At 59.5% G+C, this 14239-nt stretch carries 15 protein-coding genes; 8 read left to right on the top strand and 7 right to left on the bottom strand.

Annotated features, from left to right (window positions below):
• The first annotated feature begins 120 nt into the window (after nucleotides 1–120).
• The 5 genes from EXY20_RS19725 to EXY20_RS19705 all read left to right on the top strand — a co-directional run bounded on the left by EXY20_RS19725 (nucleotide 121) and on the right by EXY20_RS19705 (nucleotide 5200).
• Nucleotides 121–1428, top strand: coding sequence for an NAD(P)-binding domain-containing protein (locus EXY20_RS19725; RefSeq protein ID WP_135553817.1), 1308 nt, complete (start codon nucleotides 121–123; stop codon nucleotides 1426–1428).
• 128 nt (nucleotides 1429–1556) lie between these two features.
• Nucleotides 1557–2177, top strand: a complete 621-nt coding sequence (locus tag EXY20_RS19720) for a TetR/AcrR family transcriptional regulator (protein WP_135553816.1) — start codon at nucleotides 1557–1559, stop codon at nucleotides 2175–2177.
• 60 nt (nucleotides 2178–2237) lie between these two features.
• Nucleotides 2238–2981: a type I methionyl aminopeptidase gene (gene map, locus EXY20_RS19715; protein WP_135553815.1), complete on the top strand. Its 744-nt coding sequence runs from the start codon at nucleotides 2238–2240 to the stop codon at nucleotides 2979–2981.
• 108 nt (nucleotides 2982–3089) lie between these two features.
• Nucleotides 3090–3650 (top strand): TetR/AcrR family transcriptional regulator, encoded by a 561-nt coding sequence (locus tag EXY20_RS19710; protein ID WP_135553814.1) that lies wholly within the window; start codon nucleotides 3090–3092, stop codon nucleotides 3648–3650.
• Between the two features lie 104 nt (nucleotides 3651–3754).
• Nucleotides 3755–5200: an MFS transporter gene (locus EXY20_RS19705; protein ID WP_135553813.1), complete on the top strand. Its 1446-nt coding sequence runs from the start codon at nucleotides 3755–3757 to the stop codon at nucleotides 5198–5200.
• A 124-nt stretch (nucleotides 5201–5324) separates the two neighbouring features.
• On the opposite strand, the gene EXY20_RS19700 is transcribed toward EXY20_RS19705, so the two are convergent.
• A complete protein-coding gene (locus tag EXY20_RS19700) occupies nucleotides 5325–6182 on the bottom strand; it encodes a helix-turn-helix transcriptional regulator (protein ID WP_135553812.1) in 858 nt (285 codons plus the stop codon).
• 124 nt (nucleotides 6183–6306) lie between these two features.
• On the opposite strand from EXY20_RS19700, the gene EXY20_RS19695 reads away from it, so the two are divergent.
• Nucleotides 6307–7302 (top strand): zinc-dependent alcohol dehydrogenase, encoded by a 996-nt coding sequence (locus EXY20_RS19695; protein WP_135553811.1) that lies wholly within the window; start codon nucleotides 6307–6309, stop codon nucleotides 7300–7302.
• A gap of 405 nt (nucleotides 7303–7707) precedes the next feature.
• Here the strand turns inward: EXY20_RS19695 and ppnP are convergent, their stop codons facing one another.
• The 6 genes from ppnP to EXY20_RS19665 all read right to left on the bottom strand — a co-directional run bounded on the left by ppnP (nucleotide 7708) and on the right by EXY20_RS19665 (nucleotide 13593).
• Complete coding sequence (gene ppnP, locus EXY20_RS19690) at nucleotides 7708–8025, bottom strand: pyrimidine/purine nucleoside phosphorylase (RefSeq protein WP_135553810.1); 318 nt, start codon at nucleotides 8023–8025, stop codon at nucleotides 7708–7710.
• Between the two features lie 30 nt (nucleotides 8026–8055).
• The gene (gene tkt / locus EXY20_RS19685) at nucleotides 8056–10077 is read right to left on the bottom strand and encodes a transketolase (protein ID WP_135553809.1); all 2022 of its coding nucleotides are present in this window, start codon (nucleotides 10075–10077) and stop codon (nucleotides 8056–8058) included.
• An 85-nt stretch (nucleotides 10078–10162) separates the two neighbouring features.
• On the bottom strand, nucleotides 10163–10651 hold the full coding sequence (locus EXY20_RS19680) for a disulfide oxidoreductase (protein WP_135553808.1): 489 nt from the start codon (nucleotides 10649–10651) through the stop codon (nucleotides 10163–10165).
• Nucleotides 10652–10654: 3 nt separating this feature from the next.
• Nucleotides 10655–11371: a DsbA family protein gene (locus EXY20_RS19675; RefSeq protein WP_135553807.1), complete on the bottom strand. Its 717-nt coding sequence runs from the start codon at nucleotides 11369–11371 to the stop codon at nucleotides 10655–10657.
• 134 nt (nucleotides 11372–11505) lie between these two features.
• Nucleotides 11506–12408, bottom strand: a complete 903-nt coding sequence (gene purU, locus EXY20_RS19670; protein ID WP_235886104.1) for a formyltetrahydrofolate deformylase — start codon at nucleotides 12406–12408, stop codon at nucleotides 11506–11508.
• Nucleotides 12409–12465: 57 nt separating this feature from the next.
• Nucleotides 12466–13593, bottom strand: coding sequence for a deoxyribonuclease IV (locus tag EXY20_RS19665; protein ID WP_135553806.1), 1128 nt, complete (start codon nucleotides 13591–13593; stop codon nucleotides 12466–12468).
• On the opposite strand from EXY20_RS19665, the gene EXY20_RS19660 reads away from it, so the two are divergent.
• Entirely contained in the window at nucleotides 13573–13770 is a 198-nt protein-coding gene (locus EXY20_RS19660) for a hypothetical protein (protein WP_135553805.1), read from the top strand. The genes EXY20_RS19665 and EXY20_RS19660 overlap by 21 nt on opposite strands.
• Nucleotides 13771–13809: 39 nt before the next feature.
• Nucleotides 13810–14232, top strand: a complete 423-nt coding sequence (locus EXY20_RS19655; protein ID WP_135553804.1) for a DUF2621 domain-containing protein — start codon at nucleotides 13810–13812, stop codon at nucleotides 14230–14232.
• Nucleotides 14233–14239: the final 7 nt, after the last annotated feature.

The following is a 14239-nucleotide window of genomic DNA, read 5'->3' as shown; positions in this document are numbered from 1 at the left end:
ATAAACCTAGCATACTTAGTAACCTGGTCTTTTGCAAGCTATGTACGCCTTTCCGCAAGTCGGAACGTCCTACTGTACAAGCCGCATAGCTATGATAAAATGTGGGGAGAGGTGATGACAATGAAATCCATCGGGTTTATCGGGCTCGGAACGATGGGGTTGCCGATGGCGACCAATCTGCTGGGCAAAGGTTATCCGCTTACGGTGTACAACCGCACGGCGGCGAAGGCGGCCGAACTCGTCGACAAAGGCGCGGAGCTCGCCGCAAGTCCGGCGGCCGTGGCGCGCAGCGTGGACGTACTGTTCACGAACGTCAGCGACGACCGGGCGCTGCAAGAATTGTTTTACGGATCGAAAGGAATCATGGAAGGCGTTCACCCGGGGCTGACTGTCATCGACTGCAGCACCGTAGCGCCGGAAACGAGCCGCGGCCTGTATGAAGAGCTTGGCGCTCACCTCGTCGATTTTCTCGATGCTCCCGTAACCGGCAGCAAAATGGGAGCGGCGGCGGCAACGCTGTTCTTTATGGTCGGCGGCCGGGAGGAAGTGTTCGAGGAGCAGCGGGAGCTGTTGTCCGCGCTCGGCACGAACGCGCTTTATTTCGGACCGTCCGGATCGGGCTCCTACGCCAAGCTGGCGCATAATACGATTGTCGGCATCAATGCTGCCGGATTCATCGAAGGCATGGCGTTGGCGGCGAAAGCCGGGCTCGATCCGGAAAAGTTCGTGCAAGTAGTCGTAGCCGGCGGAGCAGGCAGCAAACAAGCCGAACTGAAAGGACCAAAAATCATCGGTCGCGATTTCAGCGTACAGTTTGCGCTGCAGCTCATGCTCAAGGATCTGCTGCTGGCCTCGCGCGAAACGAGCCGCTTCCAACTCCCTTCGCCCATGCTGCATTCGGCGTCCAGCCTGTTTCAGATGGGGCTGAGCAAAGGGTTCGGCGCGGAGGATTTAAGCTCGCTGGTTAAAGTATATGAAGAATGGCTGCACTTGACGGTGCAGAAGCACCCTAACGAAACGCCGTCGGACGTGCCGATGCAGCTCAGCATGCCGCTTCCCGCCGCCGCGTCGGCGTCGGAGCGGCGCCGCGCGAACCGCGTCAGCGTCGGCATCAAGCTGCAGCTGTCCGTCTACCAATGGGAACAGGAAGGCGCGTTCACGGGACAAACGATCGAAGGCGTGCTGTACGATTTGTCCGAGAGCGGGCTGCAGATCATTTCTACGTTCCCGCTGGCCAAAGATATGTTCGTCGTCATCCATTTCCCGCAGGAAGCCGATCTGCCCCCGATTACCGGCAAAATCGTCCGCATCGAGGCGAAGGAAGGCAAATTCCGCTACGGCTGCATGCTGTCAGGCATCGCGCCGTATATCCGGCTCAAGCTGGAAGCGTATATCGCCGATCGCGAGAAGGAAGTGGAGTTTCCATAACCGCGTTTCGTCCAGGCTGCCTTCGGGCAGCCTTTTTTGGCGTTCCGCTCCGGTTCGCTTGCAAATGAAGGCAAGATCGGTTATTTTTATATCGACATATCAGTAGGTCAAAATAAGGAGTGGTTTCCTTGTCGCCTCGAACAAAGGAACAGAACGATCAAATTCGCGATAAACGCATCCGGCAAATGCTCGAAGCCGCGGCGGAAGTATATATGGCCAAAGGAATGGCGATGGAAATGCGCGATATCGCCGACAAAGCGGCGCTTGGCTACGGCACGGCGTATCACTATTACCGCAACAAGCTCGATCTGCTGCACGACATGCTGGAGGAAGCGGTCGACCTGGCAAAAGCAGCAGCAGACGACAGTCTTGGCAGCCAAGGGGAACCGGAAATGCGGCTGCGGCGGCATTTTCACAAGCTGACGGAACTGTGGACGGAACGAACCTCCGTCTACATTTTGTATAAACTGATTGCAGATAACTTTCACCATTTGCCTGACGAGCGGTTTGCCCTGCTGTATGACCGGTTTCAGGCGGAATTATACCAACCTGTCGCTCGAACTATGCGAGAATGGGCGCAAGGCCATCCCGACCCGGAGAAGCTGGCGAACTGGACGCTTGGCGCCCTGGTTGGCAGCGCCGGCGTGTATAAGCATTATCGACGGTTCGACGATTCGGCAGCGGAAGCGGTCGATCTGTGGTTCGACGGGCTTCGGTCAACGATCGGCAGCGCCGAGCGGCAGCAATAAGCGAGAATGCGGCAAAAACAGGCGAAGGTGCGGCAGCGCCGAGGGAAGGGGAATTACACGGTGATTATTTTAAAATCGAAGGAAGAAATCGCGGAAATGAAAAAAGCGGGCGCGCTCGTCGCCGCCTGTCACAAGCAAGTGGCAGCAATGATCAAGCCCGGCGTGACGACGCTCGAAATCGACCAGGCCGTCGAACGGTTCATGAGAAGCATGGGCGGCTCGCCGGTCACGAAAGGATACAAAGGCTATCCGTTCGCTACCTGCGCTTCGGTCAACGACGTCATTGCGCACGGTTTCCCGAACCGGCAGCCGCTGCGTAGCGGCGATATCGTCAAGATCGACATCGTCGCCGAATTCGGCGGCTGGGTCGGCGATTCCGCGTGGTGTTACGCGGTGGGCGACATTTCGCCGGCCGCGCGCAAGCTGATGCGGGTGACGAAGGAATGTTTGCTCCGCGGCATCGAAAAGGCGGTCGTCGGCAACCGGATCGGCGACGTGATGCATGCGATCCAGTCGCATGCCGAACAGAACGGCTATTCGTCGGTGCGCGACTTGCTTGCCCACGGCGTAGGCCGTTCGCTGCACGAGGAGCCGAACCTCGTCCATGTCGGCAAACCCGGGCGCGGCTTGCGGCTCAAGGAAGGCATGGTATTTACGCTGGAGCCGATGATTAACGAGGGCACCCATTTGATGTATGTGGACGACGACGGCTGGACGGCGCGCACGTTCGACGGCAAACTGTCGGCCCAGTACGAGCATACGATTGCGATTACGGCGAACGGACCGATTATTTTGACCGCGTAATAAAAGTTATTGGCGGTTTGGCGTGAAAAAACGTTGACAGCGGGGTTGTCAGTGTGTTATTTATTAGTCAATAAATGATTTTGAGCGCCGTAACCGAAAGGAGCCGCCATGACCCCGAAGGAAGAGGAGGCACTCTCCCGCAAGCAGCAAATTCTTGATGCCGCCGCCGCCTTGTTCGCCGAGCTCGGATACTACAAAACGACGACCGCCGCCGTGGCGAAAGCGGTAGGCGTCACTCAACCGTATGTGTTCCACTTTTTCAAAACGAAAGAGGAGCTTTATCTCGCCGTTCTGTCGCAAGCGTCGCAGCGGATTTTGCACGCTTTTGCCACCGTGCAGGCGCCTCCCGAAGAGCTGGTTGAAGCGATGGGGCATGCGTTCATCGACCTGTTGCTCGAATACCGCAACGAAATATTGCTCGTCATGATGGCGTTCGCCACGCCGGAAGAAGCCGTAAGGGACTATACGCGGCGCGAATTCGACGCCGTTTATGAACGGGTAAAAAGCCGCTTCGAGAACGCCGGCATTCCGGAACCGGGCCGCGAGGCAAGCCTGTTTATCAGCCAAGGCCTTATCATCGCCATGTCGGAAACGCTCGGCATGCCGAAGCTTTGCCCCTGGCGGGAAAACGGGCCCAAGAGTTGCACCGGTCCGTCCTCTCCCGCGTAACCGTCGGCATGCGGCCGAATCCTCTGGACGCGCTGCATCGCCGTTTTTTAACCAGATCCATTTATTTATCAATAAATCAAGCTTTCAAAAGGAGATGAAATCACATGTTCACCGCTTCCCGCGTCCGGCTGCTTGTCGTTACTTGCGCCGCCCTGTTCATGGCCATGCTCGACAACCTTGTGCTCGGCGTCGCCCTGCCGGCGATCCAGCAATCGTTCCACGCGACGATGTCCGATCTCGAATGGTTCATGAACGCTTACACGCTCGCTTTCTCCGTCTTGCTTATCCCGTTCAGCCTGCTTGGCGAACGGATCGGCCGCAAGCGGATGTTTCTCGCCGGCGTCGTGCTTTTCACCCTCGGCTCCGCGCTGTCGGGTTTAAGCACGAGTTCGATCGCGCTCATCCTCTCGCGTGCGCTGCAAGGTATTGGCGGCGCCGCCGTTGTGCCGCTCAGCCTGACGCTTGTCAACGCGGCGTTCCCTGCTGACAAACGCGCCGCCGCGCTCGGCATCTGGTCCGGCATATCCGGCCTCGGCTTGTCGGTCGGCCCGCTGGTCGGCGGCATGATCGTCGAAGGCGCGCCGTGGCAGCTTATTTTTTGGGTGAACGTTCCCGTTGGCGTTATTGCCTTCCTGCTCGGTCTGAAATGGCTCGACGAATCGCGCGGCGAACGACGGCCAATCCGCATCTCCAGCGTGCTGCTGGTCGCCGGCGGACTATTCGGCCTCGTCTTCGGCCTCGAGCGCGGCAACGCCGAAGGCTGGGGCTCGGCGCCGGTGCTCGTCTCGCTGCTCGGCGGCGCTGCGTTGCTCGTGTTGTTCTATGTATGGGAGCGGGCGCGCCGTTTGCCGCTCATCCGCTTCGATCTGTTCCGCAACCGCCAATATTCCGCGCTGGTGCTTACCGGCTTCTGGATGAATGCGGGCATCTTCTGCGCCATCTTCCTGTTGACGCTGTTCCTGCAGCAGGCGCAAGGTTATTCCGCGCTTGGCGCCGGCATTCGCGAGATGGCGTGGACCGGCTGCACGATGATCGCCGCTCCGCTGGCCGGGCTCGCCGTCTCGCGCTTCGGCACGCGCTCCGTGCTGTCGGCCGGCCTGCTGCTGCAAGCGGTCGCCATCGCCGGTTTCGCCGTGCTCATCCTGACCGTCGGCGTCGACTTCCCCTTCGGCTACCAGGCGCCGATGATGATGGCCGCGGGCGCCGGCATGGGCCTGAGCTTCACGCCGCTGTCGCACGGCATCCTCTCGTCCGCGCCGGACGGCGCTTCCGGCGAAGCGAGCGGCGTCAGCAACGCGACCCGCGAGCTGGGCGGCGTGTTCGGCATCGCCATCGGCGGCCTCATCTTCCAATCCGGCGCCGCCGTCCGTACTCCCGCCGACTTCGGCGACCATATCGTGCCGTCGCTGTTCGCCGGCTCGGCGATGATCGCCCTGGCGCTGATCGGCGTGCTGCTGTTCGTCCGCGGCGCCGGACGCAAGCCGGCGCCGGGTACGGCAGCCAACCCGTCCGCCGCCTCCGCTCCGCTGCATGCGGAAACGGCGGGCTGACCACCCCAAAATCGGACTTTAACGCGTAATAGCCAGCGATTTCACTGGCTATTTCGTTGCGACCTCCCATTTTTAACGAAATAGCCAAGAAAACATGGCCTATATCCAAACTCACGCCGTACGCTCAACTCTCCTCGCCGCCGCTCAGCCACAACCGGTTCTTTTTCCGCGTTTCGCCGGGCGTTTGCTGGAATTGGCGTTTGTATTCCCTGCTGAAATGCTGCAGGTTGGCAAAGCCGTACCGCTCGGCAATCGACGAGAACGTGTCGGAAGTAGCGCAGATGCGGCGATATGCTTCATGCAGCCGCACTGTCTTCCAGTACTCCATCGGCGTCAGCGCAAAATAGCGATGGAACAGCTTAAACAACGCCGTGCGGGAAATCGGGAACCGCTCGAGCATATCCGCGATGGCAAGCGGTCCCGCCATTCGCTCGCGGATGAAGGCGGCGATAGGCGTCAGCAGCTCGTTGTCGCCGTGCAGCAGCAGCTTGGACCCGGGAGCCGGCGAACTGATCGCCAGAAGCGTCGACAGGATCCGGTAAGCGATCGCCTTGCGCTCGGTCAGGACCGGAATGCCCGGCGGTTCGGCCGCCAGCCGGACCAGCTCGCCGATCCATTCGGCGAGCCAGGCGCCGACGGCGGCATCGGTTTTCGGCGGCAGCGCAAACAACGAAAACACGTCGATCGCTTCATACAAGTAAAACTGGACATGAAGATAACGGAACGTCATCCGCGGGGCTCCCGGCTCCGCGAGGTGCCGGATCGCAAGCGGGGTATCGGCCGCGGCCAAAAACGCCTCGTCCCCCGTCACCCGCGTGCTGCCGCCGGGCGAATTCACTTCATAAGAGCCCGTAACGGCCTGGGCGATTATCGTGTACGGAACGGTTTTTTCGTGCAGCCAGTTGTGCAGCCCCGTCCCGCTGCCAACCTCCAGCAACTGGATCTGCAACGCCCGGTCGGGCAGACGCAGCTTGTCCTCCATTCCGCTCCCCCTCCTGTTTGAATACTTTCAGATAAAAAGTCGGCATTGCAAGACCTAACGATTGTTCGAGAAAATCGTTATGCTAATCCTAGCATATCAATCACGCGAACATAAGGAGGAAAGCATGGCGATGGGATTTGCCGTTTGTTTCACAGGAAAAGAAAAAGCCGATCTGCTGCCGCTGCCCGCACCATCCGCAGCAGCTTCCGGGCATGTGCTCGGCCGGACGATTTGCACGCTGATCAGCCCGGGAACGGAGTTGAACCATGGCTATTTGCACAGCCACGAGAAGGAGTATTTCCCGGGGTACGCGGCGGTGTTCGCGGTCGAGCAAATCGGAGAAGACGTATCCGGCATCAAGCCGGGCGATCTTCTGTTCTGCATGGGGCGTCACCAGAGCTTCCAGCATGTCCCCGCGAAGGACGTCATCCCCGTTCCGGAGGGAATCGCGCCCGAGCAAGCGGTACTCGTCAGGTTGATGAATATCGGACTGACCGCCTTGGCAACGACTGCGGCCAAACCGACCGAGCGGGTCATTATCAGCGGTGCGGGGCCTGTTGGGTTGCTCGCTTCCTGGCTGTTCCGGCAATGCGGATACGAAGTCGGGGTATGCGAACCGGATGAACGACGCAGGGGATTTGCCGCGGCGATGGGAGCGGAACGGGTTTGGCCGGCGTTCCCCGCAGGCGACCCGGCATGGGACGGGCAAACGGCGCTCGTCCTGGAATGCTCCGGCCATGAAGCGGCTGCGCTGGACGGTTGCCGCATCGTTCGTCGCCATGGGGAGGTCGTCCTGTGCGGAGTCCCTTGGAAGCGATATACCGATGCAACCGCGCAGGAACTGCTGTCGCTGGTGTTTCACCGCTACGCCGTGCTGCGCAGCGGCTGGGAGTGGTCGATCCCGCTGCACGCGGACGTTTTCTCTCCCCGCGGCATTTTCGATCATATGCGCCGAGGGCTGCGCTTGCTTGGAGAGCGGCTGCCGGACGTCAGTTCCCTGTCGCATCGTTGTTTGCCGGACCAGGCGCAGCAAGCATACGGCAGCCTGGCGGCCCGGGAAATCAAGGAGCCATTCGTCTTGTTCGATTGGAGCGACCAGCCGGCATCTCGCTTTGCATGAAAATCCCGTTGGACCGGCCTATGAGGCAGAAACGCCTCTCATGGAGCAGACACGTTGCTTCATGCGCGCCATTCCCCCTCCGCCAACTAACCCCTTGCCAATTAGGCCCTATTTTCTTGCCTATTTCGCCAAAAACAGGCACCCCCTTCAAAATAACCAGCGAAATCACTGGTTATTTCGATTGAAATGCCGATTTGAAGGCGATCCAGGACAAATAACCAGTGTTTTCACTGGCTATTTCCGTCGAGCCGCCCGATAAGGAGCAAATAGGCCATTTTTCATGGGCTATTTTCGTTGCCGAGCAATCAATCGGATTCTTACATGTTGAAAAAAAAGGACCTCGTCTTCCAAGGTAGCGGAAGACAAGGTCCTTTTCTTTTGCGGCGGGGGCACCGCCACAATCGCTTATTCGGCGATATAAGAGCAGCAATAGTCGGTTGTGGCGGCTACCTGCAGCTTGAACTTCGCGTTCGCAGGCACCGTAAACTCGCCCGTACCGCTGATCGCGAGCCACTCCGTTTCGCCAGGCAGCAGTACCTTCAGCTCGCCGGCGAGAATTTCCATGATTTCAACCGTATCGGTACCGAACTCGTAGTCGCCCGGCAGCATAATGCCCAGCGTCTTCTTCGTGCCGTCCGGGAACACCACGGTGCGGCTCGTTACTTTGCCGTCAAAATAAATATTCGCTTTCTTGACGACGGAGACTTGCTCAAATTGAGACATGGACTCGAACTCTCCTTCGGATCGATTGAATTAGCCGAGCAGCGCCTTCACGCGGCCGACAACATTCTCCACGGTGAAGCCGTACTCGCGGATCACGACCGGACCCGGCGCCGATGCGCCGTACTTCGTGATGCCGAGCACGTCGCCTTCTTCGCCGACATACCGCTCCCAACCCATCGGGTGGGACATTTCCACGGCGAGACGTGCTTTCACTTGCGGCAGGATGACCGATTGCTTGTATTCCTTCGATTGCTTCTCGAACAGTTCCCAGCTCGTCATGCTGACGACGCGCACGGCGATGCCTTCTTCGGCCAGCTTCTTCTGCGCGTCGATCGCCAGCTGCACTTCCGAGCCGGTGGCGATAATTTGCGCTTGCGGCGCGCCGTTCGGCGCATCCGACAGGACGTAAGCGCCGCGGGCTACGCCTTCGCGCGCCTTCTCCGCCGTGCCTGCGAGGTTCGGCAGCGCCTGGCGGCTAAGCACGAGCGCGACCGGGCCTTGCTTGTTGCTGATCGCGTAGCGCCAGGCTTCGCTCGTTTCGTTGCCGTCCGCGGGACGCAGCACCGTAACGCCCGGGATGACGCGCAGCGCCGGCAATTGCTCGATCGGCTCGTGAGTCGGGCCGTCTTCGCCGACGCCGATGCTGTCGTGTGTCAGCACGAAGACCGACGGAACGTTCATGATCGCCGCAAGCCGCACAGCCGGACGCAGGTAGTCGGAGAACACGAAGAACGTGGCGCCAAAAGCGTGCAAACCGCCGTGCAGCATAATTCCGTTAACCGCGGCGGCCATCGCGAACTCGCGTACGCCGAAGTATACGTTGCGCTCCTGATAGCTGCCCGGCTTGAACTGGCCGATGCCGTTCAGGTGCGTCATCGTCGACACTTCCAGGTCGGCGGAACCGCCGAACAGCGACGGCAGGTTCGGCGCAAGGCCGTTCAGCGCGTTGCCGGAAGCGTTGCGCGTTGCCAGAGCCTTATCCGACGGCTGGTAAACCGGCAGCTTCGCGTCCCAGCCTTCCGGCAGTTCGCCGGCAATGGCCTGCTTCAGCTGCTTCGCCAGTTCCGGATGCGCGGCTGCATAGTCGGCCAGCAGCGCTTCCCAAGCGGCGTCTGCCGCTTCGCCGCGCTCCTTGACGCCGGCGAAATGCGCGCGCACTTCGTCCGGCACGTAGAAATCCGGCTCCGCCGGCCAGCCGAGCGCTTCCTTCGTCAGCTTCGCTTCTTCCGTGCCGAGCGGCGAACCGTGCGGTCCGACGTGGCCGCCTTTGCCCGCCTTGTTCGGGCTGCCGAAGCCGATCGTCGTTTTCACTTCGATCAAGGTCGGACGCGACGTTTCCGCTTGCGCTTCGGCGATGGCGCTATTGATCGCTTCCAGATCGTTTTCGTTGTCGACGCGCAGCACTTGCCAGCCGTAGCCTTCGAAACGCGATTTGATATTTTCCGAGAAGCTTAGTCCAAGCTCCCCGTCCAGCGAAATGTCGTTGGAATCGTAAAGCACGATCAGCTTGCCGAGCTTCAAGTGGCCGGCCAGCGAAGCGGCTTCGCCGGAAATGCCTTCCATCAGGTCGCCGTCGCCGCAAATCGAGTAGGTGTAGTGGTCGACGACTGAGAAGTTCTCCTTGTTGTAAACAGCGCCGAGATGCGCTTCCGCCATCGCCATGCCGACTGCCATCGCAAACCCTTGGCCGAGCGGCCCGGTCGTCGCGTCGACGCCCGCCGTATGGCCGACTTCCGGATGGCCCGGCGTCAAGCTGCCCCATTGGCGGAACTGCTTCAGCTCGTCCATCGGCAAGTCGTAGCCGCACAGATGCAGCAGGCTGTATTGCAGCATCGAGCCGTGGCCGGCGGACAACACGAACCGGTCGCGGTTGAACCACGTCGGGTTCGACGGGTTGTGCTTCATCTGCTTCGTCCAAAGCACATAGCCCATCGGCGCAGCGCCCATCGGCATGCCGGGGTGGCCGGCTTTGGCTTTCTCAATTGCATCGATCGCAAGCGTACGGATCGTATTCACCGCGAGTTGTTCGACTGATTTGCTGGTTACCGTCATTGAATAAAGCCTCCTAATCCATGTTATCGCATTTCCCCATCATATCATGCAGCCGGGATCAATGCCAGCTTCAACCAGGCTTCGTCTAGGCTTCATCCGCCAGTTCGCCGGCCTCTTCCGCATCCGCGTCTACCGTGCCGCGCGCCGCCAGCGGGCCAAAAACGAACAGCAGCACGATCAGCGCAAACGCCGTCAGCGCAAGAATCGGGATCGTAATGAAGCCGAGCCAGTCGATATAGTCGACATTGCACGGCACGCCGATCCGGCACGGCGCAATGTCGGCGAAGCCGGGCAGCTTCTGCTCGAGCACGTGCCAGAGCGAAATGAAGCCGCCGATCACGGCAAGCGGCAGGGTGTACGGCACGATGCGGCGGTCGCCGCGATAAGCGGCAATGCTGAGCACGATGGCGAGCGGGTACATGAAGATGCGCTGGAACCAGCACAGATTGCAGGGAATGTAGTGCATCACTTCGCTGAAATACAAGCTGCCGCCGGTAGCGACGAGCGCCACTACCCAGGCCGCATACAAATACGAGGAACCGAGCAGCCGACGAAACCGGGCGCCGCCGCTCATCGGTTATTGGCCGGCAGCCGCTTTGTCGATCGCGGCCTTCAGCTTGTTGTAATCGAACGGCGAATCGTACATCTTGCCGTTGATGAACAGCGTTGGCGTGCTCGTCACCTTCAGCTTGCCGCCCTTGTCGTTGTCGCTTACGACATCCGGCTGGTACGTCTTGCCGTCAATGTCGCTGCGCAGCTTGTCGAAGTCGATCGGCAAGTTCGCCTGTTTGGCCAAATTGACGAGGAAGTCCGTGGTGGCCCACCGCACCTTTTCGTCGCCCTGGTTTTTGTACACCGCCTCGTAGAACGGCCAGAACGCGTCTTTGTTCTGATGGAACACGGCTTCGCCGGCCAGGGCGGCCGTCACCGAGTCGACATCAATGAACGGCAAATTCATGAAATGAAACTGCACCTTGCCGGTATCGATGTAGTCCTTTTTTAGCTGCGGATAAATTTGTTGTTCGAACGCCTGGCAGGCCGGGCATTTGAAATCGCCGAACTCGACGATTTTGACCGGGGCGGTAGCGCTGCCGATCGCGGGCTGCGCCGCGTAATCGAACTCGGCGGGCTTGTTCTTGGCGGTTGCCGCTTTCACGATGGCGAAAATAACGAATGCCACGATCACGACGGCAATCGTGGAAATGACGGCGATTTTGCGATTGCGCTGCTTAAGCGCCTCCTCGCGGCGGTTCACTTTGCGATTCACCTTAACGGCTGGATTCTTGCCATCCATAATAAAGCCATTTCCCCCTTTCGTTTCTTAACGATAACAAACGTACTTGCGCGGCAAACGGTTCGTGACCGTTTCGTGAACGCGCATGACGCCGGACGGCTGCACAGGCAACCGCCGCGGCGCGCGCGATCGATTCAGTTGAAAACGACGGTTTTGTTGTGGTGCACCAGAATCCGGTCCTCCACATGCCAGGCAACGGCGCGGGCCAGCACGATCCGTTCGATGTGGCGGCCGATCCGCTTCAGATCCTCGACATTGTCGCGGTGGCTGACGCGCTGCACGTCCTGCTCGATGATCGGCCCGCCGTCGAGCTCCTCGGTGACGTAGTGGGCGGTTGCGCCGATGATCTTGACCCCGCGGTCGTAAGCTTGCGCGTACGGCTTGCCGCCGACGAACGCCGGCAGGAAGGAATGGTGGATGTTGATGATCCGGTTGGCGTAATTTTCGATGAAGGTGGGCGAAACGATCTGCATGTACCGCGCCAGCACGATCGCGTCCACCTTGCCGGACACGAGCTCAAGCTGGCGGGCTTCCGCCTCCGCTTTCGTTTCGGCGGTCACCGGCACGTAATGGTACGGGATGCCGAACGACTCGACGCGCTCGCGCATGACATTGTGATTGCTGACCACCATCGCGATGTCGGCGTCGAGATCGCCGGCCTGCCATTGCCACAGCAGTTCGAGCAGGCAATGGTCCTCCTTCGAAACGAAAATCGCCAGCTTCTTCTTCCGATCGGCTCTGGCGATGCTCCACCGCATGTTGAACCGTGCCGCCACAACCTCTTCAAAATCGAGCTCCAGCGCGTCAAGACGGCGCTCCAGCTCGTTCAAGTCAAACTCGATGCGGATAAAAAACATCCCGCCCTCGGGGTCCATCGTATACTGGTCGGACTGCACGATGTTCGCGCCGTGCTCATGCAGGAAGCGCGACACCGCAGCCACGATGCCCGGCTGATCCGGACAGGAGATAAGCATGCGCGCGCGTTCGCGGTTTGCGTCCTTGCTTTTGCGCGTCGATGCGGTTGTCATTCGGTTCATAAAGTTGGGTTCCTCCGCCAAAAATAAACTCGATTGCGCCCTCGCCCCGGCTTAGGCTTATGCCGAAACGAGCGCTTCCTTGCCGGCCAGCCAGCCGGTCAACCGGTGATTGATTTGCTCTTCGCTCAGCTCGGTGAACAGGCGCTCTTCTTCGATCATGTCGTACAAGCGTTCCATCGGCTCGCGGCCGTCCGCTTTTTTCGCTTTGGCGTCGTTCTTGAGCAAGTCCCACGTTTCCAGCACGAAGGCGCGATGATGAATGCTGCGCTTGTCGAAGAAGTAGCCGAGCCGCTCGATGTGGTCGAAAAACTCGCCGCCGAACCGTGTCGTAGCATCCCCGCGCAGCAGCGCGATTTCCGCTTCGTACATCGGGCGTTGTTTGGCGTCGTCCTTGCCGATCCACGGCGTTTCGAGAATCATCGGCACATGCTGCAGCTGCGGATGGTTCACGATATAGTGCATCGCCTTGAAGCCGATCAGACCCGAGCCGACCGGGGCATGGCGGTCCTTGGCGGCGCCGCGCATGTTTTTGCTGTCGTTGAGATGAAGCACGGCCAGCCTGTCCATCCCGACGATGCGGTCGAACTGGTCCAGCACGCCGTCAAAATCGTCCACCACATCGTAGCCGGCATCGTGAATGTGGCACGTGTCCATACAGACGGTCAGCCGGCGGTTGTCTTCGACCTTGGCCATGATGGCGGCGATCTCCTCGAACGAGCGGCCGATTTCCGTGCCTTTGCCTGCCATCGTCTCAAGAGCGATGTTGACGTTCGTGTCGCTTGTGCCGCGCAGCACCTCGTTCAAGCCTTCGGCGATGCGGGCGATGCCGTATTCGGCGTCCTTCTCCGTATAAGCGCCGGGATGAAGCACGATATTGCGCACGCCGAGGTAGTCGGTGCGGCGAATTTCCTCCTGCAGAAAACGGACGGCAAGTTCGAACGTGTCTTCCTTATAAGAGCCAAGATTGATAATGTACGGCGCGTGCACGACAATTTCGCCGATGCCGTTTGCCGTCATGAGTTCCTTGCCTTCAGCGATGAACTGCTCCTCGATCGGCTTGCGTCTCGTATTTTGCGGTGCGCCGGTATAAATCATGAACGTACTGGAACCGTATGAAACCGCTTCTTCCGCCGCGTTCAGCAGCCCTTTGTCGGAGAACGATACATGAGAACCGATTTTGACCATTCGTTATCAACCTTTCGTTACGGGGGAACGCCCGGGATTTGTGATCTCGGCGTCCGCCGGAATCGTTTGGCCGCGGCGCTTGAACGCGCCGGACAAGCCAATTTTGCTGCCTTCTATTTTACTAATATTCTCGAAATAAAGCTAGGAATAGGGTATAATTTCATCGGCGCAGGATAATGAAGCATACAGAGGTGATCCCGCTTGGGCGGTTACGGAATGTTTATGTGGTTTCTCGTTTTTTGGGCGATTGTACTGCTGTTTTTCATGTCGGTGGGCGGCTATTTCATGTTCCGCAAATTTATGAAGGTGCTGCCGAAGGCGGACGGCAAGTCCAAGCTCGATTGGCAAAATCATTACGTCGACGCGTCCCGCCACCTGTGGACCGACGACAGCAAGGCGTTTCTGGAGAAGCTGGTGTCTCCCGTACCGGGCCCGTTCCGCGACATCGCCCGCCACTCCATCGCCGCCCGAATCGGGCAAGTGACGCTGGAGAGCGGCGCGTCGGAAGTGACGCGCGACCATTGCATCGAAGGCTATATTCTGGCGACTCCGAAGCGCGATCACAAGAGCCTGATCGAATTCCTGAACAAAAACGACATCGACTACAGCAACATGCGGCATTTGCTGGAAGCCCCATAAGTCGACT

Source organism: Paenibacillus cymbidii (assembly GCF_004764705.1).
GTDB lineage: Bacteria > Bacillota > Bacilli > Paenibacillales > NBRC-103111 > Paenibacillus_AN > Paenibacillus_AN cymbidii.
Note: the sequence above shows the minus strand (reverse complement) of the source record. Positions and strands in the feature narration are given on the sequence as shown.

Bases quoted from the DNA above. Each gene is read 5' to 3' on its own strand.
- EXY20_RS19700 (WP_135553812.1), bottom strand. From the start codon at position 6,182: ATGGAGGACAAGCTGCGTCTGCCCGACCGGGCGTTGCAGATCCAGTTG.
- EXY20_RS19675 (WP_135553807.1), bottom strand. From the start codon at position 11,371: ATGGATGGCAAGAATCCAGCCGTTAAGGTGAATCGCAAAGTGAACCGC.
- ppnP (WP_135553810.1), bottom strand. From the start codon at position 8,025: ATGTCTCAATTTGAGCAAGTCTCCGTCGTCAAGAAAGCGAATATTTAT.
- EXY20_RS19655 (WP_135553804.1), top strand. From the start codon at position 13,810: ATGTTTATGTGGTTTCTCGTTTTTTGGGCGATTGTACTGCTGTTTTTC.
- EXY20_RS19660 (WP_135553805.1), top strand. From the start codon at position 13,573: ATGAGAACCGATTTTGACCATTCGTTATCAACCTTTCGTTACGGGGGA.
- EXY20_RS19695 (WP_135553811.1), top strand. From the start codon at position 6,307: ATGGCGATGGGATTTGCCGTTTGTTTCACAGGAAAAGAAAAAGCCGAT.
- EXY20_RS19725 (WP_135553817.1), top strand. From the start codon at position 121: ATGAAATCCATCGGGTTTATCGGGCTCGGAACGATGGGGTTGCCGATG.
- EXY20_RS19665 (WP_135553806.1), bottom strand. From the start codon at position 13,593: ATGGTCAAAATCGGTTCTCATGTATCGTTCTCCGACAAAGGGCTGCTG.
- purU (WP_235886104.1), bottom strand. From the start codon at position 12,408: ATGAACCGAATGACAACCGCATCGACGCGCAAAAGCAAGGACGCAAAC.
- EXY20_RS19710 (WP_135553814.1), top strand. From the start codon at position 3,090: ATGACCCCGAAGGAAGAGGAGGCACTCTCCCGCAAGCAGCAAATTCTT.
- EXY20_RS19705 (WP_135553813.1), top strand. From the start codon at position 3,755: ATGTTCACCGCTTCCCGCGTCCGGCTGCTTGTCGTTACTTGCGCCGCC.
- EXY20_RS19680 (WP_135553808.1), bottom strand. From the start codon at position 10,651: ATGAGCGGCGGCGCCCGGTTTCGTCGGCTGCTCGGTTCCTCGTATTTG.
- tkt (WP_135553809.1), bottom strand. From the start codon at position 10,077: ATGACGGTAACCAGCAAATCAGTCGAACAACTCGCGGTGAATACGATC.